Source organism: Mesorhizobium sp. M1423 (assembly GCF_040317575.1).
GTDB lineage: Bacteria > Pseudomonadota > Alphaproteobacteria > Rhizobiales > Rhizobiaceae > Mesorhizobium.
The window spans coordinates 219,291-244,678 of sequence record NZ_JAMYKU010000001.1 but is presented as its reverse complement, the minus strand read 5'-3'; the positions used below and the strand labels follow the sequence as shown (position 1 = coordinate 244,678).

Genomic DNA, 25,388 nt, shown 5'->3' with positions numbered 1-25,388 from the left:
AGGGAATAGTGAGTAGCGAGTAGTGAAGAAACTCGTCCGGCTCATAGACCCCTATTCGCTACTCCCTATTCGCTATTCGCTTTGGCTTACGCCGCTTCAGCCGCCAGGCGCTGTGCCTTCTCGACCGCTTCCTCGATGCCGCCGACCATGTAGAAGGCGGCCTCCGGCAGGTGGTCGTAATCGCCGTTGCAAAGGCCCTTGAAGCCCTTGATGGTGTCGGCGAGGTCGACCAACTTGCCCGGCGCGCCGGTGAACACTTCGGCGACGAAGAAGGGCTGCGACAGGAAGCGCTCGATCTTGCGGGCGCGGGCAACCGTCTGCTTGTCCTCTTCCGACAGCTCGTCCATGCCCAGGATGGCGATGATGTCCTGCAGCGACTTGTAACGCTGAAGGATCGACTGCACCTGGCGCGCGACCTGGTAGTGCTCCTCGCCGACAACCATCGGGTCGAGCATGCGCGAAGTCGAATCGAGCGGATCGACCGCCGGATAGATGCCCTTTTCCGAAATCGCGCGGTTGAGCACGGTCGTCGCGTCGAGGTGGGCGAATGAAGTCGCCGGTGCCGGGTCGGTCAAATCGTCGGCCGGCACATAGATCGCCTGCACCGAGGTGATCGAACCCTTGGTCGTCGTGGTGATACGCTCCTGCAGCGCGCCCATGTCGGTGGCCAGCGTCGGCTGGTAGCCCACGGCCGAAGGAATGCGGCCGAGCAGCGCCGACACTTCCGAGCCCGCCTGCGTGAAGCGGAAGATGTTGTCGACGAAGAACAGCACGTCCTGGCCCTGGTCGCGGAAGTATTCGGCAACCGTCAGGCCGGTCAGGCCGACGCGCGCGCGCGCGCCCGGCGGCTCGTTCATCTGGCCATAGACGAGCGCGGCCTTGGAGCCTTCGCCGCCGCCCTTCTTGTTGACGCCGGACTCGATGAACTCGTGATAGAGGTCGTTGCCTTCGCGGGTGCGCTCGCCGACGCCGGCGAACACCGAGAAGCCGCCATGCGCCTTGGCGACGTTGTTGATCAGTTCCTGGATCAGCACCGTCTTGCCGACGCCGGCGCCGCCGAACAGGCCGATCTTGCCGCCGCGGGCATAGGGGGCCAGCAGGTCGAGCACCTTGATGCCGGTGACCAGGATCTGCGCTTCCGTCGACTGCTCGACATAGGTCGGCGCCGGCTGGTGGATCGAGCGCATCTCGATGCCGTCGACCGGGCCTGCCTCGTCGACCGGCTCGCCGATGACGTTGATGATGCGACCGAGCATGCCAGGGCCGACCGGCACGGTGATCGGCGCGCCGGTGTCATAGACGTCCTGGCCGCGAACCAGACCTTCGGTGGAGTCCATGGCGATGCAGCGTACGGTGTTTTCGCCGAGATGCTGGGCCACTTCGAGCACCAGGCGATTGCCGACATTGATCGTCTCAATCGCGTTCAGGATCGCCGGCAGATGTTCGCCGAACTGCACGTCGACAACAGCGCCGATGACCTGGCGAACCTTGCCCGCCAAGCCGGTTTTCTTGATGGTAGCGGCCGGCGTATTCACGGCGGCGGCCTTGGTTGCTGCCGCCTTCTTGGCCGGAGCGGCCTTTGCTGCCGCCGGAGCCTTTGCTGGTGCCGCGGCCTTAGGGGCTGCCGTCTTCGGGGTCGCTGCTTTCGCCATCGTCTTTACCCTTTTCGTCTCTTTGTTTCTCACACGCTTGAGGTCGATGACCTCCTTGGGAGCGTGCCTAGAGCGCCTCGGCGCCCGAAATGATTTCGATCAATTCCTTGGTGATCTGCGCCTGCCGCTGGCGGTTGTAGGTGATCGACAATTTGTTGATCATGTCGCCGGCATTGCGCGTCGCATTGTCCATGGCGCTCATCTTGGCGCCCATCTCGCCGGCCGCATTCTCGAGCAGCGCGCGGAAGACCTGCACGGAGATGTTGCGCGGGATGAGATCGGAGAGGATTTCGCCCGGCTCCGGCTCGTATTCGTAGACAGCGCTGCCACCATCCTTCGCTTCAGCAGCATCCGAAACCACGCCCGCCGGGATAATTTGCTGCGCTGTCGGGATCTGGCTGATCACCGACTTGAACTGCGAATAGAACAGCGTGCAGATGTCGAAGCCGCCTTCGTTGAACAGGTGGATCACCTTCTTGGCGATGGCATCGGCATTGACGAAGCCCAGCGTCTTGACCTCGCGCAGATCGACACGCTCGATGATCAGCGCCCCGTAGTCGCGGCGCAATATGTCGAACCCCTTCTTGCCGACGCAGATGATCTTGACCTGCTTGCCGTCGGCCAGAAGCTTGCGGATGTGGTCGCGGGCAAAGCGGGCGATCTGCGAATTGAAGCCACCGCACAGGCCGCGTTCGGCCGTGCAGACGACAAGCAGATGCACGTCGTCCTTGCCGGTGCCGGTCATCAGCGCCGGGGCATCGCCGCCACCGCCGATCGCCTGGGTGATGTTGGCCAGCACCGCGCCCATGCGCTCCGAATAGGGACGCGCCGCTTCAGCCGCTTCCTGCGCGCGGCGCAGCTTCGCCGCGGCGACCATCTGCATCGCCTTGGTGATCTTCTGCGTCGCCTTGACCGAGGCGATACGGTTACGAAGGTCTTTTAACGAAGGCATGCTTCAAACCTGATCCCGTCCGGCCCACTCAAGCAAAGGTCTTGGCGAAGGCGTCGATCTCTGCCTTCAGCCTGGCGCGCAGATCGTCGGACAGCGCCTTCTCCTTGCGGATGCCGTCGAGCACGTCCTTGCCGGCCGAGCGCATGTGCGACAACAGCCCCTGCTCGAACTTGCCGACCTGGTTGATCGCCAGCTTGTCGAGATAGCCGTTGACGCCGGCGAAGATCACCGCGACCTGCTCCTCGACCTTGAGCGGCGAGAATTGCGGCTGCTTCAAAAGCTCGGTCAGGCGCGAGCCGCGATTGAGCAGGCGCTGCGTGGCGGCGTCGAGATCGGAGCCGAACTGCGCGAAAGCAGCCATTTCGCGGTACTGCGCGAGCTCGCCCTTGATCGACCCGGCAACCTGCTTCATCGCCTTGATCTGCGCCGAAGAGCCGACGCGCGACACCGACAGACCGACATTGACCGCAGGACGGACGCCCTGGAAGAACAGATTGGTTTCCAGGAAGATCTGGCCGTCGGTGATCGAGATGACGTTGGTCGGGATATAGGCCGACACGTCGTTGGCCTGCGTCTCGATGATCGGCAGCGCCGTCAGCGACCCGCCGCCATTGTCGTCGTTGAGCTTGGCGGCGCGCTCGAGCAGGCGCGAGTGCAGGTAGAAAACGTCGCCCGGATAGGCCTCGCGGCCCGGAGGACGGCGCAGCAGCAGCGACATCTGGCGATAGGCGACGGCCTGCTTCGACAGATCGTCATAGCTGATCAGCGCGTGCATGCCGTTGTCGCGGAAATATTCGCCCATGGTGCAGGCGGTGAACGGCGCCAGGAACTGCATCGGCGCCGGATCAGACGCGGTCGCAGCGATGATGATCGAATAGTCGAGCGCGCCGCGCTCTTCCAGCACCTTGACGAACTGCGCCACGGTCGAGCGCTTCTGGCCGACGGCGACATAGACGCAGTACAGCTTTTCCTTCTCCGGGCCGTTGTCGTGCACCGATTTCTGGTTGAGCATGGTGTCGAGGATGATCGCGGTCTTGCCGGTCTGGCGGTCGCCGATGACCAGCTCGCGCTGGCCGCGGCCGACCGGGATCAGCGCGTCGATGGCCTTGAGGCCGGTCGACATCGGCTCGTTCACCGATTTGCGCGGGATGATGCCGGGCGCCTTGACGTCGACGCGCTTGCGTTCGGTGGCCTGGATCGGGCCCTTGCCGTCGATCGGGTTGCCGAGCGCATCGACGACGCGGCCGAGCAGGCCCATGCCGACAGGCGCGTCGACGATGGCGCCGGTGCGCTTGACGGTATCGCCTTCCTTGATGTCACGGTCGGCGCCGAAGATAACGACGCCGACATTGTCGGCTTCGAGGTTGAGCGCCATGCCGCGGATGCCGCCGGGGAACTCGACCATCTCGCCGGCCTGGACATTGTCGAGGCCATAGACGCGGGCGATGCCGTCACCGACGGACAGCACCTGGCCGACTTCGGAGACCTCGGCCTCCTTGCCGAAATTCTTGATCTGGTCTTTCAGAATTGCGGAAATTTCCGCGGCGCGGATGTCCATCAGCCGACCTCTTTCAGTGCAAGCTTGAGCGAATTGAGTTTGGTTTTGAGCGACGTATCGATCTGGCGCGAGCCGATCCTGACCACCAGCCCGCCGAGCAGCGACGGATCGACGGTGACGGTGATCGCCACATCCTTGCCGGCGACGCTTTTCAGCGCCGCTTTCAGCTCGGTTTCCTGGGCAGGCGTCAGCGCATGCGCCGAGGTGACCTCGGCGGCGGTCTCGCCGCGGTGTTCGGCGGCGATCTGGCGGAACGCCTTGATCATTCCTGGCACGGCGAAAAGCCGGCGGTTCTGGGCAACGACGCGCAGGAAATTGCCAGTGAGGCCCGTGATCCCCGCTCTGTCGGCGATCGCGGCGATCGCCTTGGCCTGGTCTTCGCTGGAGAAAACCGGGCTCCTGATCAGCCGCGAAAGGTCAGCGCTGCCTTCGAGCATCGCTTCGAAACTGTTGAGGTCGGTCTCGACGCTGGCCACCGAATTGGCCTGCAGCGCGAGTTCGAACAGCGAACCCGCATAGCGTTCTGCGACACCTGAGATTGGCGATGACGATTGGGCCACGGACCGTCTTTTCTCTTGTCTGACAGGCCGCAGATTGTTGGCGCGAGCAAAAACTCTGGCTAAATCTTTGACCTTACTGCATTTTTCCAAGCACGGAGGCGCGGCTTCCGCTATCCCCGGTCGAAAGTCGATTGCCGTCTAGCACAGGCATTTTCAGACCGCAATGCGTCGTCCGGCATGGTTTTCAGGCACTATTGTCGCATCCGCTCGCCGAGTTCAGCAACCAACCCCGGATTGCTCTGTGATTCAGGGCAAAAAGCCGAAGGCGAACGCAAGCGGCAGCGCCGCCAGCACCAGCTCGACGACGATGGATGCCCAGTTGAACGGCGTATTGGCGCCGTCCGACATCATCGACAGCAGCCGGCCGAAGGCGGTGAATAGCCAGGAGAAGCCGAGCGCCATGTAGAGCAGCGGCTGCGCCAAGAGGATGCAGCACAGGCTGACGCCGAGATAGAAGCCCGACATCCGGCCGCGCCCCTCGGCGATCGCCGCTGCCTTCTCCGGTCTGACCTGCAGCCGCAGGATGCGGAACGCCAGCTGTGGAGCCAGGAATAGCAACAGGCCGAGCAATAGAGTCGCGACCGCGCTCGACCATGCCAGCCACTCGCCCTGGCTCATCGGCCATGGAAACGCAAATTCCATCCTTGTCCCCTCGTAAATGGATATTCAAAATTTCGGGCATTCTAGCGAAGCAACTGACATGCGCCAGATGGGCCGTCGGCAATTTGCAGGGCGCGTCAGCTCAACGCGAGCGCGACCGTTGTCTCGACCGGGCTAACAGGACGTAAACAATGGGCTGTTTTTTTCTGCACAATTCCTATATTGTGACTACATGAGACCACAAGGGGTTCCGCGCATGAAGACGATGCAACTGCGAGAGGCAAAGGCCAGCCTTTCCGCGCTCGTGGAGGCCGCTGAGAACGGTGAGCCCACGGTTATCACCAAGCACGGCAAGCCCGCAGTCATGGTGGTGCCAATCGGTGAGGGACGGAAACTTTATCCGCAGAACAGCCAAAAAGACTTCGTGGATTTCCTGCTTCGGTATCCAGGCGGCATCGAGCTTGAGCGAAACGAATCGCCGTCGCGGGAAGTGGAGTTTTGACCGGCTATCTGCTTGATACGTCTTTTCTCTCGGCATTTGCACCTGGTCGGCCTCTGCTTCCGTCACACGTGCAGAACTGGGTTGCTGTACAAGGAGAACGCGGCTCTTGGCAGCTCTCGTCGATCGTCATCTTGGAGGTGGAACGAGGAATCGCGAAACTGAAGCGGGCGGGCGGGCATATGAAGGCGGAGCGCATCAATGAGTGGTTCGAAAGGTTGCTTCTAGAGTTCAACCAGCGCATCCTTCCCATCGATTTAGCAATCGCGCGAGAAGCCGGAAAACTGGAAGACGCCACTATCGCCAGAGGCGCCAATCCGGGACTGGCGGACATTCTGATCGCAGCTACCGCCCGTTTGCACGGCCTGTCAGTTTTGACGGCCAACACCCGGCATTTTGCGATTCTCGACGTGCCTTACCTGAACCCATTCACCGAACGCGTCTCGAAAGGGTAATCGACACCTTACAAAAAGCTTTGCGGGTCGATATCGACCTGGACCCGCACCGAGGCCCTTATCTTCGGTCCCTCGGCCAGCATGGTGCGGATGAACCCTTGCATATCGGCGCGCCGCTCGCCCTGGATCAGTAGGCGAAAGCGATGGCGGCCGCCGATCAATGACAGCGGCGCCTCGGCCGGACCGAGGACGAACAGGTCGATGGCTTGCGGCGCGGCACGGCGCAGGCCGCGGGCGTGCCCTTCGGCTTCCGCCCGGGTCGCCGCGCTGACGATGACGCCGGCGAGCCGGCCGAAGGGCGGCAGCCCCGCCCGCTCGCGTTCGGCGATCTCGCGCTCGTAGAAGGCCTCGGCATCGCCGGAGACGATCGCCCGCATCACCGGGTGGTCGGGTTGGAAGGTCTGCAGCAGGCCAAGGCTCTTCTTGCCGGTGCGGCCGGCGCGGCCGGTCACCTGGCTGAGCAGTTGGAAGGTGCGCTCGGCGGCGCGTGGGTCGCCATTGGCCAGGCCGAGATCGGCATCGACGACACCGACGAGCGTCATGTTGGGGAAATTGTGGCCCTTGGCGACGAGTTGCGTGCCGATGACGATGTCGGCCTCGCCATTGGCTATGGCTTCGAGCTCGAGCCGCAGCCGCCGCACGCCGCCCATCAGGTCGGACGACAGTACGATGGTGCGGGCATCAGGGAAATGCGCGACGACCTCCTCGGCGATGCGCTCTACGCCCGGCCCGCAGGCGACCAGATGATCGAGCGTGCCACATTCCGGGCAGGCCTCGGGCCGGCGTTCATTGTGCCCGCAATGGTGGCAGACGAGCTGACCGCGAAAGCGGTGCTCGACCAGCCAGGCCGAGCAGACCGGACAGCCGAAGCGGTGGCCACAGACCCGGCAGAGCGTCAGCGGCGCATAGCCGCGCCGGTTGAGAAACAGCAGCGACTGTTCCTTTCTTTCCAGCGTCTGCCGTATATGGCCGAGCAGTACAGGCGACAGGAAGCCGCCGCGTGCAGGCGGCGCACGGCGCATGTCGATCGTCTTGAGATCGGGAAGTGCCGCCTCGGCAAAGCGCGCCGAAAGCACCGCCCTGCTGTAGCGGCCCTGGCTGGCATTGACCCGGCTTTCGACCGACGGTGTCGCCGAGGCGAGCACGACCGGAAACCCGCCGATATGGCCGCGCACCACGGCCATGTCGCGCGCGTTGTAAAAGACGCGATCCTCCTGCTTGTAGGCGGGGTCGTGCTCTTCGTCGACGACGATCAGCCCAAGCTCCCTGAACGGCAGGAACAGCGCCGAGCGCGCGCCTGCGACCACCCGCACGCCGCCTTCCGCCACCTGCCGCCAGACCTTTTCGCGCATTCTTGGCGGCAGGTCCGAGTGCCACTCAGCCGGCTTGGCGCCGAACCGCTCCTGAAAGCGCTCGAGGAAGGCGTGGGTCAGCGCGATTTCCGGCAGCAGGATCAACACTTGCGTGCCGCGATCGAGCGCGGCCGCAACCGCCTCGAAATAGACCTCCGTCTTGCCGGATCCGGTTACACCGTCGAGCAGAGTGACGCCGAATATGCCGGCCGCGACATTGGCGCGCAGCATCTCGGCGGCATCGCTCTGGTCGGGCATCAGTGCCGGCACGGCGTAGCCGGGATCGGGTGCTGCGACCACCGGCCGCGGCGGGATCATCACCGTCTCGAATACCCCCTGCGCCCTCAGCCCGTCCACCACCGTCGACGACACGCCTGCCGCATGCGCCAGGCCCGACCGCGTCCAGGCGAGCCCACCTTCGGCCGTTTCCAGCACGCGCGTCCTCGCCTCCGTCATCCGGTCGGGCTTGGCGAAGGTGCGCTGCAGCCCTTCGATCCACGGCTCCGGATCGAACGCCTCCGGCGCCCTGAGCAGCATGCGCGCCACCATGCCGGGCGGCGACAGCGTGTACTGCGCCACCCAATCGACAAAACGCCGCATCGCGCGGTCGATCGGCGGGCAGTCGAAAACCTGCTCGATCGGCCGCAATTTCTTCGCGTCGACCTTTTCGACGGCGCCGTCCCAGACGATGCCGGCGACCTGGCGGGGCCCAAGCGGAACGCGCACGATCGAGCCCGGCACCACGCGCATGCCAGCCGGCACAGCATAGGTGTAGGGGCGCTCAGCAGGCATTGGGACCAGCACCGGTGCGGCCGCGACAAAGGGCGAATCTTCGATCATGAGGCGTGACCTTGCCCCGACTTTGGTCTAGATCAAAGTCCGACCCCGAATGTGCATGACCTGCACATGAAAAATCTTCAGGAGACCGCCATGAAATTTTTTGTCGACACCGCCGATGTCAAGGAAATCCGTGAGCTGAACGATTTGGGGCTGCTCGACGGCGTAACCACCAATCCGTCGCTGATCCTGAAATCGGGCGGCAAGATCGCCGACGTCACCAGAGAGATCTGCGAGATCGTCAAGGGACCGGTCTCAGCCGAAGTCGTTGCCACCGAGTACAAGGATATGATGACGGAGGCCAAGATCCTGGCCAGGATCGCCGACAATGTCTGCATCAAGGTGCCGCTGACGCTCGACGGCCTGAGAGCCTGCAAGGACATCCGGTCGGACGGCCGCATGGTCAACGTCACGCTGTGCTTCTCGGCCACCCAGGCGCTGCTCGCCGCCAAGGCCGGCGCCTCCTTCATCTCGCCCTTCGTCGGCCGCATCGACGACAGCGGTTGGGACGGCATGGAACTGATTGCCGATATCCGCACCATCTACGACAATTATGATTTCCAGACCGAAATCCTGACCGCTTCTGTGCGCACGGTGAACCATGTCAAACAGGCGGCACTGATCGGCGCCGACGTCATCACCGCCCCGCCGGCGACGCTCAAGGCGCTGGTCAAGCACCCGCTGACCGACAAGGGCCTGGAGCAGTTTCTCGCCGACTGGGCAAAGACCGGCCAGAAGATCGGCTGAAGCGAAATATCCTACGTCGAACAAAAAAGGCCGAGCAATCGGCCTCTTGCTGACAGCGCAATCCGCCACAGACGGAGCGCTTCAATCCAGGATGGAAAGACCTAGCTTGCCGCCGGCTTGCCGTGCTTGATCAGATCTTGGGCGATCGACAGCCGCAGCACATCCGCCAGTTCGCGCGCCGCGCGGTTCTCGGCGTCGATCTGCGCCCGATATGACGCGAATTCCTGGCGCGGCCTATCGTATGAGGACGGGATAGAGCGCTTGCCCCTCGCTATGACCGTGCCGGTCTTGGCATCGCTGAGCACATAGTTGGCGGTCAGCGTCACTGTGCCGGCGGTCGGCTCGTCCTCGTCGGTCGTGACCTGCTCGATTGCCGCCGATTCGACGAGTTCGGAGACGCCGAGATCAAGCGAATAGACCGGCGAAGCAGGCTCGCCGGCGCCCTGGCCGAGCGCGAAGATCAGATTGTTGCGGACCTGCTGGGCGTAGCGGGTCTTGACCGGCTTGACCGAGATCGATGCCAGTTCGGCAGCAGCGCCGACCTGAGAGCCGGCGATCAGCGGCGCGCTTGAATAGAGCGGCCGCACCGTGCAGGCGGAAACCAGCGCCACCGAAGCGAGCAGCCCGTAGAGCATGATACGGCGCGGCGTCAGCTCCGCTTTTTTCGGATCAGGCAACAACATTGACGATCCTCTGCGGCACGATGATCACCTTGCGCGGTGCCTTACCTTCGAGCGCTTTCTGCACGAAGTCGAGAGCCAGAACCGCTTTTTCGACCGCACCTTGGTCCGCGTCGCGGGCAATTGTCAAATCGCCGCGCTTCTTGCCGTTGACCTGGACCGGCAGCACGATCTCGGCGTCGACGACAAGCGAGGGATCGTAGTCCGGCCAGGGCCGTTCGGCGACAAGGTCGGTGCCGCCGAGCGTCTGCCAGCACTCCTCGGCCAGATGCGGCATGACCGGCGCGATCAGGTGCACCAGGATCTCGACGGCTTCACGGCAGGCCGCTTGGAGCGCCGGACCGGCCTTGCCTTCGGCTGCCTCGTTGAGCGGTACGGTCAAGGCATTGGCGAGCTCATAGATACGGGCGATGGCACGATTGAAGGCGAGCTTTTCAATATCCTCGCCGACAGACTTGAGGATCTTGTGCGCGGCCTTGGACACTGTTCCGGCCTCGCCGTCCTTCGCCGCCTCTGGCCGAACTCCGGCGAGCGAATCGGCAGCCGTCAACACCAGCCGCCAGATGCGCTGGATGAAGCGATGCGCGCCGGCCGCACCCTCGTCGGTCCATTCGACATCGCGTTCGGGCGGCGAGTCCGACAGCATGAACCAGCGCGCCGTATCGGCGCCGTAGCCGTCGGTGATCTCTTCCGGGCTAACGGTATTCTTCTTCGACTTCGACATTTTTTCGAGCGGACCGATCACCGCCTCTTCGCCAGTGGCGATTTCGAAGGCGCGGCGCTTGCCGTCGGCGTCCTCCAGCCTGACCTCGCTCGGCGCAAGCCAGCGGCCGTTCGAGGCGCCGCCAACCCGATAGGTCTCGTGCACCACCATGCCTTGCGTGAACAGGCCCCTGAACGGCTCGGCGAGATCGACATGGCCGGTCTCGCGCATGGCGCGGGTGAAGAAGCGCGAATAGAGCAGGTGCAAAATGGCGTGCTCGATGCCGCCAATATACTGGTCGACCGGCAGCCATTCAGTCGCGGCCTTGGGATCGGTCGGATCGTTGGCCCAGGGCGCGGTGAAGCGCGCGAAATACCACGACGAATCGACGAACGTGTCCATCGTGTCGGTTTCGCGCCGCGCATCCTTGCCGCAACGCGGGCATTTGACGTGCCGCCATGTCGAATGACGGTCGAGCGGATTGCCCGGCCGGTCGAACTCGATATCGTCAGGCAGCCTGACCGGCAGGTCGGCTTTCGGCACCGGCACAACGCCGCAATCCTCGCAATGGATCATCGGGATCGGGCAGCCCCAATAGCGCTGGCGCGAAATGCCCCAGTCGCGCAGGCGGAAATTCACCTTGCGCTCGGCCATCGGCCGGTTGCCGATGGTCTTCTGTTCGAGCAGCTTCGCCACCTCGTCGAATGCCTGATCCGGCTTCATGCCGTCGAGGAAGCGCGAATTGATCATCACGCCGTCGCCGACATAGGCCTCGTCGATGATCTGGAAGCTTCCTTGATTCTCGCCTTCCGGCATCACCACTGGAATGACCGGCAGGCCGTATTTGTTGGCGAAGTCGAGGTCGCGCTGGTCACCGGACGGGCAGCCGAAAACGGCGCCGGTGCCGTAGTCCATCAGCACGAAATTGGCGACATAGACGGGCAGCGTCCACTTCTCGTCGAACGGATGGACGACGCGGATGCCGGTATCGAAGCCCTTCTTCTCGGCCGTCTCCAGGGCCGCCACCGACGTGCCCATGTGGCGGACCTCGTCGATGAACTTTGCCAGCGCCGGATTGTCTTCGGCCGCCTTTTTGGCCAGCGGATGGTCGGCCGCAATCGCCATGAAGGAGGCGCCGAAGATGGTGTCGGGCCTTGTCGTATAGACTTCGAGCTCATGCTCGCCGGCGACTGGCTTGGCCAGCGGCCAGCGGATCAGCAGGCCTTCAGAACGGCCGATCCAGTTCGCCTGCATCAGCTTCACTTTTTCCGGCCAGTCGTCGAGCTGGTCGAGCGAATCCAGCAGATCCTGCGCATAGTCGGTGATCTTGAAGAACCATTGCGTCAGCTCGCGCTGTTCCACCAGCGCGCCCGAGCGCCAGCCGCGCCCGTCGATGACCTGCTCGTTGGCAAGCACCGTCATGTCCTCCGGATCCCAGTTGACCTTGGAGGATTTGCGCGTCACCAGGCCCTTCTCGACGAAATCGAGGAACAGCATCTGCTGGCGGTGGTAATAATCGACATCGCAGGTAGCGAACTCGCGTGCCCAATCGAGCGACAGGCCCATGACCTTGAGTTGCTCGCGCATGGCAGCGATGTTCTGATAGGTCCAGTCCTTGGGATGGACCTTGTTCTGCATTGCTGCGTTTTCGGCTGGCATGCCAAAGGCGTCCCAGCCCATCGGGTGCAGCACGTTGAAACCCTTGGCCCGCTTGTAGCGCGCCACCACGTCGCCCATCGTATAGTTGCGGGTATGGCCGATATGGATGCGCCCCGATGGATAGGGGAACATCTCCAGCACGTAGTATTTCGGGCGCGGGTCATCGTTGTCGGCTTCGAACAGCTTCTTGGCGTCCCAGGCCTTCTGCCATTTGAGCTCTGACGCGCGCGGATTGTATCGTTCGGTTGCCATCGGGTGTTTTTCACTTAAAAGCATGCGCGAGCCGCCGGACAATGCCCGGGCGGCTCAGGAAATGTCGTCGCGGTGTTCACCATGGATTACCGGACCCGTCAACTGCGGCGATCCGGCGAAAAGCCAAACACAGGCAGGATATAGGCATGGCGAGCGCCGTCGAACAGCTTTTCACCGTCAAGGCAAGGATCGCCACTGCCGAGCGCGAGGCCGGACGCGAGGCCGGGGCGGTGACGCTGGTTGCGGTCTCGAAAACCTTCGATTCCACCGATATCCGTCCGGTTATCGAGGCCGGCCAGCGCGTCTTCGGCGAGAACCGCGTCCAGGAGGCGCAAGCCAAGTGGCCGGCGCTGAAGGAAGCTTTCCCCGACATCGAGCTGCACCTGATCGGGCCGTTGCAATCGAACAAGGCAAAGGAAGCGGTGGCGCTGTTCGACGTCATCGAAACCGTCGACCGTGAAAAGATCGCCGCCGAACTCGGCAAGGAAATCGCCAGGCAGGGCAGGACGCCAAGGCTCTACGTCCAGGTCAACACCGGTTCCGAGCCGCAAAAGGCCGGCATCGAGCCGCGCGAGGCGGTCGCCTTCGTCGCCCGCTGCCGCTCGGTTCACGCCCTCGCCATCGAAGGGCTGATGTGCATTCCGCCGGCGGACGAGAACCCCGGTCCGCATTTCGCGCTGCTAGAAAAGCTTGGGCTTGAGGCCGGCGTTGACAAGCTCTCTATGGGCATGTCCGGCGACTACGAAACGGCGATCGCCTTCGGCGCGACCAGTGTCAGGGTTGGATCGGCGATTTTCGGCGCCAGATGAGGCGCAGCCGGCCTTAGGCCACAGGCTGACGCTGACTATGCCAGCAATAGAAACGGAACGTTTCGTTCCTATATGGTTCGAGTTATCCCAAAGCCTCTGGAGCCACCATGCGTTACAATCAACTTGGAAATACGGGGATGTTCGTCTCCGAACTTTGCCTCGGTACGATGACATTCGGCGCCGCCGGCGAGAATGCCCAATGGGGCCTGATCGCCAGTCTCGACCAGGAGGGCGTCGACGAGATCGTCGCCCGCTCGCTCGCCGCCGGCGTCAATTTCTTCGACACGGCGGATGTCTATTCCTTCGGCGCCTCGGAACGGCTTCTCGGCCAGTCGCTGAGAAATCTCGGCGTCAATCGGCAGGACGTGATCATCGCCACCAAGGTTCACGGCGCCATGGGCGGCGGCCCGAACCAGCGCGGTTCTTCGCGCGGCCATATCATGGATTCGGTCGAAGGTAGCCTCGAACGGCTGCAGCTGGACCATATCGATCTCTATCAGCTGCACGGCACCGACACGGTCACGCCGATAGACGAAACGCTGCGGGCGCTCGACGACCTGGTTGCCGCTGGCAAGGTCCGCTATGTCGGCGTCTCGAACTGGCAGGCCTGGCACATCGCCAAGGCGTTGGGTATTGCCGAGCGCAAGGGCTTTGCCCGTTTCGAAACCGTCCAATCGTATTACTCGATCGCTGGCCGCGATCTCGAGCGCGAGATCGTGCCGCTGCTCAACGAGGAGAAGCTCGGGCTGATGGTCTGGTCACCGATGGCGGGCGGCCTGCTCTCGGGCAAGTACGGACCCGGTGCCCCCGGCAATGGCGAAGGTCGCCGCGCCAGCTTCAATTTCCCGCCGGTCAATGAGGACCGTGCCTGGGCAGCGGTCGCCGTCATGCGCGAGATCGCCGCCAAGCACGGCGTCAGCGTCGCCACGGTGGCGCTCGGCTTTGTCCTGGCCAAACCGTTCGTGATGAGCGTCATCATCGGCGCCAGCCGCATGGACCAGTTGGAACAGAACCTTGCGGCAACCGAGTTGAAGCTCGATGCCGACGATCTTGCTCGTCTCGACGAAGTCAGCGCGCTCCCGCCCGAATATCCGGGCTGGATGCTCGAACGCCAGGCGGCGGGCCGCAGGCCGGCGCCGTTCACGCCAAAGAAGTAGTTCCTTGTCGACGTGACATTTCGGCAGCCAAATTCGGGAGCCAAGTGGCTCCCGAATGCCTTCCGCTTCAGCCCAGCCGCGCGGTTTCGGCCAGGAAATCTAAAATGGCCCGTACCCGCGCCGGCAAATGCTTGCCTTGGCCGACATAAACCGCATGGGTCAGTTCCTCGTCGCCGGGGTTGAACTCTTCCAGCAGCGGCAGCAGCCGGCCGGCGGCAATGTCGGCCTCCACGTGCCAGCGTGCCAGCCGGGCGATGCCCGCCCCTGAGAGCGCCATCAACCGCATCGCCTCGCCGTCGCTGACCAGCGTGTTTCCAACGATCGATATGGTGATCGGCTTGCCGGCCGCGTCGACAAAAGGCCAGCCCTCGACGTGGCGCGCGAAGCAGAAGCCCATCCGGTTGTGACGATCGAGATCGGCGGGCGTCTTGGGTGTGCCACGCGCTTCGAGATACGATGGCGCGGCAACGACGACCACTCGGCTCTGCCCGAGCTTGCGCGCCACTAGCCGTGATTCGCCGAGCGGGCCGGCACGTATGGCGACGTCGGCGCGCTCCTCCATCAGGTCGATAACACTGTCGGTCAACACCAGATCGACCGAGATTTCGGGGTATCGTTCTAGAAAACGCGGCAAAAGCGGGATCAGCCGGTGCTGCCCGAAAGGCACGTAGCTATTGATCCGCAGCCGGCCACGCGGCGCGGCGCCCGCCGCTGCCTCGCGCTCGGCTACCGCCATGTCGGCCAGGATGCGCACGCCGCTGTCGAAGAAGGCCGCCCCTTCCGGTGTCAGTCGCAGCTTGCGCGTCGAGCGGATGACCAGCCGGGCGCCAAGACGCCCCTCCAGCCGCGCGATCAGCTTGCTAACCGCCGACGGGCTCATGCGCAGCGCACGTGCAGCGGCCGAAAAGCTGCCGGCCTCGACGACGCGGACGAACACTTCGATCTCGCCGGAGCGGTTGATGTCGGGCCTGGCCATTGGTGAATCTATTTCACAGGCAATGTGCCCTAGGCAAGGCTGGTTCACAGTTCGGTGCATCACGATCTTTCGGGCCGGGCGTGAGAGGACACGGCGCCCGTCGTCGAAACTGGCCGTCATCGAAGTGGGAACCGCCATGCCTCTTGCTCTCTACGCTCTTGCCGCCGGCGCCTTCGGTATTGGCGTCACCGAATTCGTCATCATGGGCCTGCTGCTCGACGTCAGCACCGATCTCGGCGTCTCGATCTCAGCTGCCGGCCAACTGATTTCCGGCTATGCGCTGGGCGTCGTCATCGGCGCGCCGCTGCTGACGATCGCCACCGGCCGGTGGCCGCGCAAGACCGTGCTTCTGGCGCTGATGGCAATCTTCACGCTAGGCAACCTCGCGTGCGCGCTGGCCCCAGACTACTGGACGCTGATGGGTGCGCGCGTGCTCACCGCCTTCGCCCACGGCACCTTCTTCGGCGTCGGCTCGGTCGTGGCGACCGAACTGGTGGCGCCCAACAAGAAGGCATCGGCGATCGCCCTGATGTTCACCGGCCTGACCATCGCCAACATCCTCGGCGTCCCCTTCGGAACATGGCTCGGCCAGGCCTTCGGCTGGCGCGCGACCTTCTGGGCGGTGACCCTGGTCGGCATGGTCGCTTTCGCCATCATCCTGCTGCTGGTGCCGCGCAGCCAGACAGCGCCTGAGCAAAGCAATTTGCGCGCCGATCTCGCCGTGCTCGGCCGCACGCCCGTCCTGCTTGGCTTTGCCACCACCGTGCTCGGCTATGCCGGCGTCTTCGCCGTCTTCACCTACATCGCCCCGTTGCTGACCGAGATCACCGGTTTTGAGGAAGCAGCGGTGTCGCCGATCCTGCTGGTCTTCGGCGGCGGCCTCATCGCCGGCAACCTCGCTGGCGGCAAGTTCGCCGACCGCTGGCTGGTGCCTTCCGTTCTCGGCAGTCTCGTCGTGCTGGCGCTGGTGCTCGGCACCATGACCTTCGCCCTGCACAGCCAGGTTATGGCCGTCATCTATGTCGGCCTGCTCGGCGCCGCCGCCTTCGCCACCGTGGCGCCGCTGCAGATGTGGGTACTGGAAAAGGCACAAGGCGCCGGCCAGAGCCTCGCCTCGTCCTTCAACATCGCCGCCTTCAATCTCGGCAATGCGGCCGGCGCCTGGCTCGGCGGCGTGGTCATCGCCCATGGCCCCGGCCTCGGCGCCGTCACCTGGGTCGCGGCCCTGCTGCCGCTCTCGGCGCTTTCCGTGGCAGCGCTGGCGCTACGCCTCGATCGCCCAACGCTCGGTGAACCGGCACCCGCCCGCTCGTAGCAACTCGAAGAACCCTTGTACACCATAGGAGAAACAGATGGATTATCGAAATCTTGGCGTATCGGGCCTGAAAGTCCCGGCGCTCTCGTTCGGCGCTGGAACCTTCGGCGGGTCAGGGCCGCTGTTCGGCGCCTGGGGCAACAGCGATGCGACGGAAGCCCGGCGGCTGGTCGACATCTGCCTGGAGGCGGGCGTCAACCTGTTCGACACCGCCGACGTCTATTCGAATGGCGCTTCCGAACAGGTGCTCGGCGAAGCGATGAAGGGCCGCCGCGATGCCGTGCTGATCTCGACCAAGACCTCGCTGCCGATGGGCGACGGTCCCAACGACGCCGGCTCGTCCCGCTCGCGCCTCATCAAGGCCGTCGAGGACGCACTGAGGCGTCTTGGCACCGACTACATCGACCTGCTGCAGCTGCACGCGTTTGACGCCGCAACACCGATCGAGGAGGTGCTATCGACGCTGGATAGGCTCGTGCGCGCCGGAAAGCTGCGTTATGTCGGCGTTTCCAATTTTTCCGGCTGGCAAGTGATGAAGTCGCTCGGCCTGGCGGACAGATACGGCTATCCCCGATACGTCGCCCACCAGGTCTATTATTCGCTGGTCGGGCGCGATTATGAATGGGAGTTGATGCCGCTCGGCCTCGACCAGGGCGTCGGTGCGCTGGTGTGGAGCCCGCTCGGCTGGGGCCGCCTGACCGGCAAGATCCGCCGTGGCCAGAAGCTGCCCGAGAAAAGCCGGCTGCACGACACGGCAAGCTTCGGACCGCCCGTCGACGACGAGCATCTCTATCGGGTCGTCGACGCGCTTGATGTTGTCGCCGAGGAAACCGGCAAGACCATACCGCAGATCGCCATCAATTGGCTGCTGCAGCGGCCGACCGTCGCCTCCGTCATTATCGGCGCGCGCAACGAGGAGCAGTTGCGCCAGAATCTCGGCGCCGTCGGATGGTCGTTGACCCCGGATCAGATGAAAATCTTGGACACGGCAAGCGAGGTCACCGCACCCTACCCGTATTTTCCCTATCGCCGGCAGGAGGGTTTTGCCCGGCTGAACCCGCCCGCCGTCTGACGCTCCAAAAGCTGGGCGGCGGCTCCCAGGCTGCCGCCCGCTTGCTTTAATGCAGCACGAACTCGCCGTCGACCTTGCGCCATTCGTTCGGCGCGATCAGCTTCTGGTGCGTGTAGCTGACTGAATGCAGCGGGCCTTCGAGCTTGGCCTGCCAGAACTCGATGAAGCGGATAAGCACCGGAAATTTCGGGGCGATGTCGTAATCCTGCCAGATGAAGCTCTGCAGCAGATGCGGATGATCGGGAAAGTGATAAAGAATCTTGGCCGTGGTCAAGCCATAGCCCTTGAGCATCAGGTCCATTTCGGAATGGTCGCGCATTGCGGTCCCCTGGTTGATTCTCTTTCCTCCCAGCCTGAAATTGTGCACCCCATTTGCTTAATCGTCTATTGATATTTCTGCGGTCGAGCCAGATTTATGCCGCAAAAACATGCGGTTAGCAGCCGTCTCGCTAGAGTGCTGACACCACCCGGGAAGGGACCTGCGGCATCCCGCCGCGCAAATCCAACGTCTAATGTTGCCGTCATCGCCGAACTGTTAATAATGCGCGCGAATTCGCGGCCGCAACGCTGCGATCCTGCCGGCAGTCAAGCCGGCGGTTTGGTTTCGGGAGGAAGGCGAAGAAATGTCCGATGTTCATGTCCATCGCGTCCAGCCGGCGTGGAAGAAGAACGCGCTGATCGACAATGACACCTACCTGAAATGGTACGCCGACAGCGTCAAGAGCCCGGACAAGTTCTGGGGCAAGCACGGCAGGCGCATCGACTGGTTCAAGCCGTACAGCAAGGTCAAGAACACGTCCTTCGACGGCAAGGTCTCAATCAAATGGTTCGAGGATGGCCAGACCAACGTTTCCTGGAACTGCATCGACCGGCATCTGAAGAAGCGCGGCGAACAGACCGCCATCATCTGGGAAGGCGACAATCCCTACGACGACAGGAAGATCACCTATAACGAGCTTTACGGACATGTCTGCCGCCTCGCCAATGTGATGAAGAAGCACGGCGTCAAGAAGGGCGACCGCGTCACCATCTACATGCCGATGATCCCGGAGGCCGCCTATGCGATGCTTGCTTGCACGCGCATCGGCGCCATTCACTCGGTGGTCTTCGGTGGCTTTTCGCCGGACGCGCTGGCCGGACGCATCGACGATTGCAAGTCGACCTTCGTCATTACTGCCGACGAAGGCCTGCGCGGCGGCAAGCCTATCCCGTTGAAGGAGAACACGGACAAGGCGATCGAGATCGCCGCCAAGGCCGGAACGAAAGTCGAAAAGGTCTTGGTAGTACGCCGCACCGGCGGCAAGACCGGCTGGGCCGCCGGGCGCGACGTCTGGTACCATGACGAGGTCGCGACGGTTAAGGCCGAATGCAAGCCCGAGAAGATGAACGCCGAGGATCCGCTGTTCATCCTCTACACGTCGGGCTCGACGGGCAAGCCGAAAGGCGTGCTGCACACCACCGCCGGCTATCTCGTCTATGTCTCGATGACCCACCAATATGTCTTCGACTATCACGACGGGGACGTCTACTGGTGCACCGCCGATGTCGGCTGGGTCACCGGCCACAGCTACATCGTCTACGGGCCGCTCGCCAACGGCGCCACCACGCTGATGTTCGAAGGCGTGCCGAACTACCCGTCGCAGTCGCGTTTCTGGGACGTGATCGACAAGCACAAGGTCAACATCTTCTACACCGCGCCGACGGCGCTGCGCGCGCTGATGGGCGCCGGCGATGCCCATGTCACCAAAACGTCACGCAAGTCGCTGCGCGTGCTCGGCACCGTCGGCGAGCCGATCAATCCGGAAGCCTGGGAATGGTATTTCAACGTTGTCGGCAACGGCAAGGTGCCGATCGTCGATACCTGGTGGCAGACCGAGACCGGCGGCATCATGATCACGCCGGTTCCGGGCGCCACCCACCTCAAGGCGGGCTCGGCGACGCGGCCCTTCTTTGGCGTCAACCCGCAGCTGGTTGATGGTGACGGCAAGGTGCTGGAGGGTGAAGCCAGCGGCAATCTTTGTATTGCCGACTCATGGCCGGGCCAGATGCGCACCGTCTATGGCGATCACGACCGCTTCGTGCAGACCTATTTCTCGACCTACAAGGGCAGGTACTTCACCGGCGACGGCTGCCGCCGCGATGCTGACGGCTACTACTGGATCACCGGCCGCGTCGACGACGTCATCAACGTCTCCGGCCACCGCATGGGCACCGCCGAGATCGAATCGGCGCTGGTTTCGCATGAGAAGGTCTCGGAAGCGGCCGTCGTCGGCTACCCGCACGATATCAAGGGCCAGGGCATCTACTGCTATGTCACGCTGATGGCCGGCGAGACGCCAAGCGAGGAATTGCGCCAGGAGCTCGTCGCCCATGTCCGCAAGGAGATCGGCGCCATCGCTTCGCCCGACAAGATCCAGTTCGCGCCCGGCCTGCCGAAGACCCGTTCCGGCAAGATCATGCGGCGCATTCTGCGCAAGATCGCCGAGGACGATTTTGCCGCGCTCGGCGACACCTCGACGCTGGCCGATCCGGCGGTCGTCGACGACCTGATCGCCAATCGGCAGAACAAGAAGAGCTGATGCAAGCCATATTGGGTGCCGTCACCGAGCTTTGGCGCTATCCCGCGAGCTCGCTCGCCGGCGAGCGCCAGCAGGCGATCTCGGTCGCCCGGCATACCGTTGAAGGCGACCGCCTGTTTGGTCTTATCGACACGTCGAACAATGAAATCGCACGGCCGGACCGCGAAGTGAAATGGCACAAGGTGCCCCGCATCCGAACCCGGCTGTCGCCGGCCGGCGCACTGGAGGTTGCGGTCCCGGATGGCGACTGGCTAGCCGCACCGGGCGCTGATAGCGACCGCGCCATTTCCGCCTATCTCGGCTTTGCGGCCTCCATCCGGCCGTTCCGCCGCGAGAATGCTACACCGGGATACGCCGGTCCCCTGCTGGCGGAACGCTATGTCAAAGCCCCCATTCATCTGCTGACCACCGCTTCGCTGGCGCAGTTGAAGTTGCTGCATCCAGACGGCACCGCCGACCCGCGCCGCTTCCGCCCCAACATCGTCGTCGACATGCCGAAGATCGAGGGGTCATTCCCCGAAACCGAATGGATCGGGCGCAAGCTGGCGATCGGCGACCTGCTCCTGACCATCTCCGAGCCGTGCCGCCGCTGCGGCTTCACCATCATTGGCCAGGACGGGTTCGACCACGACCCGGCAATCCTGCGCAGCCTGGTCCGCCACAACGCCCATAATTTCGGCGTCTACTGCACTGTCGATCGACCGGCCCGCGTCGAGATCGGCGCCACGATGCGTCTCCTGTAGCTATTAGTATAAATCCGCCCGCGTCGGCGGCAGGCCGCTTGGGCCGCGCGCGCGCCTGGTGGCGACGGTCTGGAAAATCTGCGCCGAGGCGCGTTCGAAGGTAATCGAGCAGCCGGTAAGATAAAGCAGCCAGAGCCGCGCCTTGGATTCGCCGACCTCGGCGATGGCCTCGTCAAAGCGTGCGTGGAGGCGCTCGGCCCATAGCCGGCAGGTGCGCGCATAGTGCTCGCGCAAGTTTTCGACGTCATAGATGAGGAAGCCGTGCGCCTCGAGATTGCCGAGCGTCATGCCGATCGTATCGAGTTCGCCGCCCGGAAAAATGTATTTGATCAGCGCTTTGAATTCCGGCCCCTTGCGCAGCGTCTTCTTCATGCTGCCCTTGTCGCGGCGGGTGATGGCATGGTGCAGATAGATGCCGCCGGGTTTGAGCAGGCGATGGATGGTCGAAAAATAGGCGGCATGGTTGGCAAGCCCCAGATGTTCGAACATGCCGATCGACGAGATCTTGTCGAAGGAACCGGACAGCTCGGCATAGGACTTTATCTCGATGGTGATGCGATCCTCCAGCCCCTCAGCGCGGATGCGTTCGCGGGCGAACTCGGTCTGTGCCTCCGATAGCGAAACGCCGTGGCCGACGACGCCATAATTCTTCACGGCATGGATGAGCATCGCTCCCCAGCCGCAGCCGATGTCGAGCAATCTGTCGCCGGGCTTCAGCCGAAGCTTGCGGCAGATATGGTCGAGCTTGTCTCTCTGCGCCTGATCGATATCGTTGGCGAAGTCCTTGAAGTAGCCGCAGCTATAGACCATGCGCTCGTCGAGGAAGAGCCGGTAGAATGCGTTGGAAATGTCGTAGTGATGCTGGATCGCCTCCTTGCTCGAACCGCTGACGTAAGGATTGCGGCCGGAAAGATCGGTTCGCGCCGTCATCTGTTTTCGCGAAAACAGCACCGCCGGCAGGTCGCGCAGGATCGCCAGCTTCGGCAGTGTCTTGAGCTTCGTCCTGAGCTTGCCGTGCGTGGGCAAGGCATAGAAATCGAACAGCGATCCGTCTTCGACGTCGACCGCCTTGCCAATCCACATCTCGATCAGCGTCGATAAAGAGGGCCGACGTACGATCTGCCAGACGATGTCCTGGTCGTTGATGGTGAGCACCGGGCCGGCAGCCGGGCCGATCCGCTCGCCCGTCCACAGCCTCACCGCAAAACCCGGCTTCATCGTTTCGATGACCGTCCGAACAATCCGGGCCGCTCTCTCGGCTGCCTCCATCCCCGTCCTCCCTTACCCGGCAAAATAGTGGCCCGGAACAATAGCGGTCCGGAACAATAGCGGCTCGATCTTGCCTGCCAGATCGGCCGGCCGCAAGCCGCCTGGGTGCGCAAGCACGCTTGTTCAGGATTTTTGGATGCCGCGCCTTGCCATTTCCCGGGTGACACCCCATCATGGGGGAGTGTTCAACAAATCGAAAGGAGGTGATCCGATGTCGAGTGATTTCGTTTTCCAGAACGTGGCCTCAGCGGATTGCACTTTCGGGAAGCAGTCTTCCCGTTAAGGCGCGAGATGCGCGGCTGGCGACCAGTGTCGCCGCCAGGAACCGCGCCATGGACGGAAACACGGAAGGCCGCCGACTTCGCAAGAAGCGGCGGCCTTTTCCTTTGGGCTGTTGTCCCCTATCTGGTTACGGTCAACATCTCGACGTTGCGCGCTATATCCTGGAAAGCCTGGTTGAGTTCGGTTCCATTGGCCGCCTGATAAAAGTGCTTGATCTTGGCGGTGTCCGGGCTGGCGCAATCCTGGAGCGTCGCCTTGGCATTCGTTTCGTTTAGGTCAAACCCAATGGTGAAGACCTCAATGCCCTTGTTGCGCATGGCAGCGCAGAGTGTCTTGGCGGCCGTGCGGGTCGGCTCCTTACCGGCGTCATTGTAAACGTCGCTCACCGTGCTCGCATCGAAGTAGGATAGGTTGAATTCGCCGTCGGTCATCAGGATCGCGATTTTGGCGACCTTTTTTGGATCCATCTTGGCCGGCCGTTGCGAAGTCCTCATGATGCTCCCCCAGTTCTCCGACAGCATGTACCAGGTCCACTGCACGCCGATATGGCCGGCGGTGCCGCCGGATGCGACGAAATTCTTGATGACCGTCTTGAGCGCCGTCGCATCCGCCGTCAGCGGCATCAGCGTGGCGGCCGGGCAGGCGGCGGTGCCGGTTTGCCAAGCGAAGGACGACAGCAGGTAGTCGCGGTTGACCATGCTGGCGTCGGGGCCCGCGTCCGAATATTGATAGATCCCCTTGCGTTCGGTGGCGCAATTGTCCGGACGGATGAAGCCCGAGATATATTGCACGGCGTCATTGGCCGGCGCCTGTTTGCGTTGGCTGGTGCTGGTTTCCACATAGACGCTGCTGGGCGCAAGTGTACCCGCATTCACCGAATTTGCGTAAGGCACGATGGCAACCCGCACTCGTGGCTTGGAGGGGTCCTGACCGCCCAGGAAACTGTCGACGGCATTCGCCGCAGCCGTCCGCAGATCGATGATTTTCTGGCCGGCCATCGACCCGGTCACATCGAGCATCATTGCGACTTCGATCTGCTTGTCCGAATAGAGCGCCATCGTCGATGCGGGAACGCTTTGCATGCCACTCGTGCCGAAAAGCGGGAAATAGTAGCTGACATTGACATGGACATCCGCCTGAACCGTGTTTGCAGTCCGGTCGACGGTCAGCTTGTCGAGAACGATCTGGTTGTCCTGCAGGATACCCGCCGTGCTGTTGGCATCGAGAAAGGCCTGCACCGATTTGCTGGCGTCGGCCTCGCTGATGACGCCGGTTGTCAGGTCGCGCGCCGTCGAGGTGACCGCAGCGTCGACGACGCCTTGCAGGCTCGATTTCACATTGTAGAGTTGGGACACGTTGACGGCAAAGCCGACACTCAGCGCCAGCACCGAGCTGATTATACCAAACAGCACCGCGAAATTTCCGCTGCGATCCCCGGCAAAGCCGCCGATCGCCTGAACAAGACCCCCGAAACGCTGCATTCCTTCCGCCTCCATCGCCACAGCCTGCAGCTGTCCGAAGGCGCATTGCAGGAATCCGGCCGGATCGCGCCGCCAGGCGCGAGAAAGCGAGCGGCTCTCGCTCAGGCCATTGTTTCCAAACGGTTTCAAGCGACGGCAAGGTAAACAGCCGGTAAATGAAAGTCGCGTCAGCGCGGCTTTGTTGACAAAGCGCTTACCATGATCAGGCTCGCAATTCAGGACGACTGGACTGCGTCCCAATCCGGTACAGACGAGATGTATCGAACCGGTTCAGCACGACCGCGGTAGCGGGAGATGGAAATCTGGACTGTGAAAGGACTATGCCAGCATCCGTGCGCTGACGGTCTTGTCGACGCCGCGATAGGGCGGCTTGAAGAGATTGCCTTCCTGCTCGTGCGTCCAGACCTTGAACCGGCTGAGTCGATGCGGGCCGAAACTATGCAGCAGCGGCACGTCGGTGGCGTCACGGCCGCGCGCTATGACGACGCGGCCGATCCTCGGCACATTGTGCCGAGGATCGAACGTGTACCATCTGCCGCCGAGGAACACTTCCACCCACGCCGAGAAATCCATCGGCGCCGGATCGGCGGGCACGCCGATATCGCCGAGATAGCCGTTCACGTAACGGGCCGGGATATTCATGCAGCGGCACAGCGTGATCGCCAGATGGGCAAAGTCGCGGCAGACGCCGACGCGCTCCTCATGCGCCTGCGCCGCCGTGCGGGTCGGGCGCGCATAGCCGTAGCCAAAGGACAGGCGGTTGTGGACATAGTCGACGATCGCCTGCACCCGCGCCCAACCCGGCGGAAGCTGGCCGAAAAGTTGCCAGGCGAGATCGCTGAGATGATCGGTCTCGCAGTAACGGCTGCCAAGCAGATAGCCGAGCACCTCGTCCGGCAATTCCGCGACCGGGACTTCCCCGGCCAGCGTGTTGACCTCGTCCGTCTCGCCACCGTCCTCGATCACCGCGTCATAGAGGATGCGAAAGCTTCCTGCCGGCGCCGTGAAGCGGCGGCAGCTATTGCCGAAAAGATCGTGGTAGACCCTGGTCGGCACGGATGGCGACGTCAGTACGCGCGTCTGCCGCTTGATGTCTGTCTGACGATCCCCGTGGATGTCGAGCAATGAAACGACCGGCGTTGGTGCAACGCATTCAATGCCAATTTCATAGCCGAGCCGAATCAGCATCGCCCTCCCCT

General features: G+C 63.1%; 22 protein-coding genes. 9 read left to right on the top strand and 13 right to left on the bottom strand.

Features of this window, described 5'->3' with window-relative positions; all coding sequences use genetic code 11:
* Positions 1-86: 86 nt before the first annotated feature.
* The 5 genes from atpD to NKG95_RS01220 form a co-directional block, all read right to left on the bottom strand.
* Complete coding sequence (gene atpD, locus NKG95_RS01240; RefSeq protein ID WP_352494126.1) at positions 87-1,652, bottom strand: F0F1 ATP synthase subunit beta; 1,566 nt, start codon at positions 1,650-1,652, stop codon at positions 87-89.
* Positions 1,653-1,719: 67 nt separating this feature from the next.
* Positions 1,720-2,604, bottom strand: a complete 885-nt coding sequence (locus NKG95_RS01235; protein ID WP_023719705.1) for a F0F1 ATP synthase subunit gamma — start codon at positions 2,602-2,604, stop codon at positions 1,720-1,722.
* 28 nt (positions 2,605-2,632) lie between these two features.
* On the bottom strand, positions 2,633-4,162 hold the full coding sequence (gene atpA, locus NKG95_RS01230; protein ID WP_023719706.1) for a F0F1 ATP synthase subunit alpha: 1,530 nt from the start codon (positions 4,160-4,162) through the stop codon (positions 2,633-2,635).
* Positions 4,162-4,722, bottom strand: coding sequence for a F0F1 ATP synthase subunit delta (locus NKG95_RS01225; RefSeq protein WP_023719707.1), 561 nt, complete (start codon positions 4,720-4,722; stop codon positions 4,162-4,164). The genes atpA and NKG95_RS01225 overlap by 1 nt, the downstream gene beginning before the upstream one ends.
* Positions 4,723-4,968: 246 nt before the next feature.
* Complete coding sequence (locus NKG95_RS01220) at positions 4,969-5,364, bottom strand: AGROH133_08824 family phage infection protein (RefSeq protein ID WP_023719708.1); 396 nt, start codon at positions 5,362-5,364, stop codon at positions 4,969-4,971.
* A gap of 214 nt (positions 5,365-5,578) precedes the next feature.
* Here NKG95_RS01220 and NKG95_RS01215 point away from each other — a divergent pair, with 214 nt between their 5' ends.
* Entirely contained in the window at positions 5,579-5,824 is a 246-nt protein-coding gene (locus NKG95_RS01215) for a type II toxin-antitoxin system Phd/YefM family antitoxin (RefSeq protein ID WP_023719709.1), read from the top strand.
* Complete coding sequence (locus NKG95_RS01210) at positions 5,821-6,276, top strand: type II toxin-antitoxin system VapC family toxin (RefSeq protein ID WP_023719710.1); 456 nt, start codon at positions 5,821-5,823, stop codon at positions 6,274-6,276. Before NKG95_RS01215 ends, NKG95_RS01210 begins: the two co-directional genes overlap by 4 nt.
* An 8-nt stretch (positions 6,277-6,284) precedes the next feature.
* On the opposite strand, the gene NKG95_RS01205 is transcribed toward NKG95_RS01210, so the two are convergent.
* A complete protein-coding gene (locus tag NKG95_RS01205; protein WP_352480965.1) occupies positions 6,285-8,468 on the bottom strand; it encodes a primosomal protein N' in 2,184 nt (727 codons plus the stop codon).
* A 90-nt stretch (positions 8,469-8,558) separates the two neighbouring features.
* Between NKG95_RS01205 and fsa the strand changes: the two genes are divergently transcribed.
* Entirely contained in the window at positions 8,559-9,212 is a 654-nt protein-coding gene (fsa, locus tag NKG95_RS01200) for a fructose-6-phosphate aldolase (protein ID WP_352640105.1), read from the top strand.
* A 101-nt stretch (positions 9,213-9,313) separates the two neighbouring features.
* On the opposite strand, the gene NKG95_RS01195 is transcribed toward fsa, so the two are convergent.
* Together NKG95_RS01195 and leuS are read right to left on the bottom strand one after the other, a co-directional pair.
* Positions 9,314-9,895 carry an LPS assembly lipoprotein LptE gene (locus NKG95_RS01195; RefSeq protein ID WP_023719713.1) on the bottom strand — a complete coding sequence of 194 codons (582 nt, stop codon included), beginning with the start codon at positions 9,893-9,895 and terminating at the stop codon, positions 9,314-9,316.
* Positions 9,882-12,506, bottom strand: coding sequence for a leucine--tRNA ligase (gene leuS, locus NKG95_RS01190; RefSeq protein WP_352814991.1), 2,625 nt, complete (start codon positions 12,504-12,506; stop codon positions 9,882-9,884). The genes NKG95_RS01195 and leuS overlap by 14 nt, the downstream gene beginning before the upstream one ends.
* 146 nt (positions 12,507-12,652) lie before the next feature.
* On the opposite strand from leuS, the gene NKG95_RS01185 reads away from it, so the two are divergent.
* Together NKG95_RS01185 and NKG95_RS01180 are read left to right on the top strand one after the other, a co-directional pair.
* Positions 12,653-13,315 (top strand): YggS family pyridoxal phosphate-dependent enzyme, encoded by a 663-nt coding sequence (locus NKG95_RS01185; RefSeq protein WP_353039730.1) that lies wholly within the window; start codon positions 12,653-12,655, stop codon positions 13,313-13,315.
* Positions 13,316-13,422: 107 nt separating this feature from the next.
* Positions 13,423-14,472: an aldo/keto reductase gene (locus tag NKG95_RS01180; RefSeq protein WP_353039728.1), complete on the top strand. Its 1,050-nt coding sequence runs from the start codon at positions 13,423-13,425 to the stop codon at positions 14,470-14,472.
* Between the two features lie 67 nt (positions 14,473-14,539).
* Here the strand turns inward: NKG95_RS01180 and NKG95_RS01175 are convergent, their stop codons facing one another.
* Positions 14,540-15,448 (bottom strand): LysR family transcriptional regulator, encoded by a 909-nt coding sequence (locus tag NKG95_RS01175; RefSeq protein WP_353039726.1) that lies wholly within the window; start codon positions 15,446-15,448, stop codon positions 14,540-14,542.
* A 136-nt stretch (positions 15,449-15,584) separates the two neighbouring features.
* On the opposite strand from NKG95_RS01175, the gene NKG95_RS01170 reads away from it, so the two are divergent.
* Both NKG95_RS01170 and NKG95_RS01165 read left to right on the top strand, forming a co-directional pair.
* The gene (locus NKG95_RS01170) at positions 15,585-16,763 is read left to right on the top strand and encodes an MFS transporter (protein WP_352494121.1); all 1,179 of its coding nucleotides are present in this window, start codon (positions 15,585-15,587) and stop codon (positions 16,761-16,763) included.
* A gap of 37 nt (positions 16,764-16,800) precedes the next feature.
* On the top strand, positions 16,801-17,835 hold the full coding sequence (locus tag NKG95_RS01165) for an aldo/keto reductase (protein ID WP_353039723.1): 1,035 nt from the start codon (positions 16,801-16,803) through the stop codon (positions 17,833-17,835).
* Positions 17,836-17,881: 46 nt separating this feature from the next.
* Here the strand turns inward: NKG95_RS01165 and NKG95_RS01160 are convergent, their stop codons facing one another.
* On the bottom strand, positions 17,882-18,154 hold the full coding sequence (locus NKG95_RS01160; protein WP_023719720.1) for an usg protein: 273 nt from the start codon (positions 18,152-18,154) through the stop codon (positions 17,882-17,884).
* A 304-nt stretch (positions 18,155-18,458) separates the two neighbouring features.
* Between NKG95_RS01160 and acs the strand changes: the two genes are divergently transcribed.
* Both acs and NKG95_RS01150 read left to right on the top strand, forming a co-directional pair.
* Complete coding sequence (acs, locus tag NKG95_RS01155) at positions 18,459-20,414, top strand: acetate--CoA ligase (RefSeq protein WP_353039722.1); 1,956 nt, start codon at positions 18,459-18,461, stop codon at positions 20,412-20,414.
* Positions 20,414-21,157 (top strand): MOSC domain-containing protein, encoded by a 744-nt coding sequence (locus NKG95_RS01150; protein ID WP_352858686.1) that lies wholly within the window; start codon positions 20,414-20,416, stop codon positions 21,155-21,157. Before acs ends, NKG95_RS01150 begins: the two co-directional genes overlap by 1 nt.
* Before the next feature lie 3 nt (positions 21,158-21,160).
* On the opposite strand, the gene NKG95_RS01145 is transcribed toward NKG95_RS01150, so the two are convergent.
* From NKG95_RS01145 to NKG95_RS01135, 3 genes are all read right to left on the bottom strand, one after another.
* A complete protein-coding gene (locus tag NKG95_RS01145) occupies positions 21,161-22,426 on the bottom strand; it encodes a class I SAM-dependent methyltransferase (protein WP_353039720.1) in 1,266 nt (421 codons plus the stop codon).
* Positions 22,427-22,827: 401 nt separating this feature from the next.
* Positions 22,828-24,189 carry a pilus assembly protein TadG-related protein gene (locus NKG95_RS01140; protein ID WP_353020110.1) on the bottom strand — a complete coding sequence of 454 codons (1,362 nt, stop codon included), beginning with the start codon at positions 24,187-24,189 and terminating at the stop codon, positions 22,828-22,830.
* A 318-nt stretch (positions 24,190-24,507) separates the two neighbouring features.
* Entirely contained in the window at positions 24,508-25,377 is an 870-nt protein-coding gene (locus tag NKG95_RS01135) for a transglutaminase-like domain-containing protein (RefSeq protein WP_353003962.1), read from the bottom strand.
* Positions 25,378-25,388 lie beyond the last annotated feature (11 nt).

What these genes read in the sequence shown, in the direction of transcription:
- atpD (WP_352494126.1), bottom strand. Translation starts at nt 1,652, where the DNA reads ATGGCGAAAGCAGCGACCCCGAAGACGGCAGCCCCTAAGGCCGCGGCA.
- NKG95_RS01235 (WP_023719705.1), bottom strand. Translation starts at nt 2,604, where the DNA reads ATGCCTTCGTTAAAAGACCTTCGTAACCGTATCGCCTCGGTCAAGGCG.
- atpA (WP_023719706.1), bottom strand. Translation starts at nt 4,162, where the DNA reads ATGGACATCCGCGCCGCGGAAATTTCCGCAATTCTGAAAGACCAGATC.
- NKG95_RS01220 (WP_023719708.1), bottom strand. Translation starts at nt 5,364, where the DNA reads ATGGAATTTGCGTTTCCATGGCCGATGAGCCAGGGCGAGTGGCTGGCA.
- NKG95_RS01215 (WP_023719709.1), top strand. Translation starts at nt 5,579, where the DNA reads ATGAAGACGATGCAACTGCGAGAGGCAAAGGCCAGCCTTTCCGCGCTC.
- NKG95_RS01205 (WP_352480965.1), bottom strand. Translation starts at nt 8,468, where the DNA reads ATGATCGAAGATTCGCCCTTTGTCGCGGCCGCACCGGTGCTGGTCCCA.
- fsa (WP_352640105.1), top strand. Translation starts at nt 8,559, where the DNA reads ATGAAATTTTTTGTCGACACCGCCGATGTCAAGGAAATCCGTGAGCTG.
- NKG95_RS01195 (WP_023719713.1), bottom strand. Translation starts at nt 9,895, where the DNA reads ATGTTGTTGCCTGATCCGAAAAAAGCGGAGCTGACGCCGCGCCGTATC.
- leuS (WP_352814991.1), bottom strand. Translation starts at nt 12,506, where the DNA reads ATGGCAACCGAACGATACAATCCGCGCGCGTCAGAGCTCAAATGGCAG.
- NKG95_RS01185 (WP_353039730.1), top strand. Translation starts at nt 12,653, where the DNA reads ATGGCGAGCGCCGTCGAACAGCTTTTCACCGTCAAGGCAAGGATCGCC.
- NKG95_RS01180 (WP_353039728.1), top strand. Translation starts at nt 13,423, where the DNA reads ATGCGTTACAATCAACTTGGAAATACGGGGATGTTCGTCTCCGAACTT.
- NKG95_RS01175 (WP_353039726.1), bottom strand. Translation starts at nt 15,448, where the DNA reads ATGGCCAGGCCCGACATCAACCGCTCCGGCGAGATCGAAGTGTTCGTC.
- NKG95_RS01170 (WP_352494121.1), top strand. Translation starts at nt 15,585, where the DNA reads ATGCCTCTTGCTCTCTACGCTCTTGCCGCCGGCGCCTTCGGTATTGGC.
- NKG95_RS01165 (WP_353039723.1), top strand. Translation starts at nt 16,801, where the DNA reads ATGGATTATCGAAATCTTGGCGTATCGGGCCTGAAAGTCCCGGCGCTC.
- NKG95_RS01160 (WP_023719720.1), bottom strand. Translation starts at nt 18,154, where the DNA reads ATGCGCGACCATTCCGAAATGGACCTGATGCTCAAGGGCTATGGCTTG.
- acs (WP_353039722.1), top strand. Translation starts at nt 18,459, where the DNA reads ATGTCCGATGTTCATGTCCATCGCGTCCAGCCGGCGTGGAAGAAGAAC.
- NKG95_RS01150 (WP_352858686.1), top strand. Translation starts at nt 20,414, where the DNA reads ATGCAAGCCATATTGGGTGCCGTCACCGAGCTTTGGCGCTATCCCGCG.
- NKG95_RS01145 (WP_353039720.1), bottom strand. Translation starts at nt 22,426, where the DNA reads ATGGAGGCAGCCGAGAGAGCGGCCCGGATTGTTCGGACGGTCATCGAA.
- NKG95_RS01140 (WP_353020110.1), bottom strand. Translation starts at nt 24,189, where the DNA reads ATGCAGCGTTTCGGGGGTCTTGTTCAGGCGATCGGCGGCTTTGCCGGG.
- NKG95_RS01135 (WP_353003962.1), bottom strand. Translation starts at nt 25,377, where the DNA reads ATGCTGATTCGGCTCGGCTATGAAATTGGCATTGAATGCGTTGCACCA.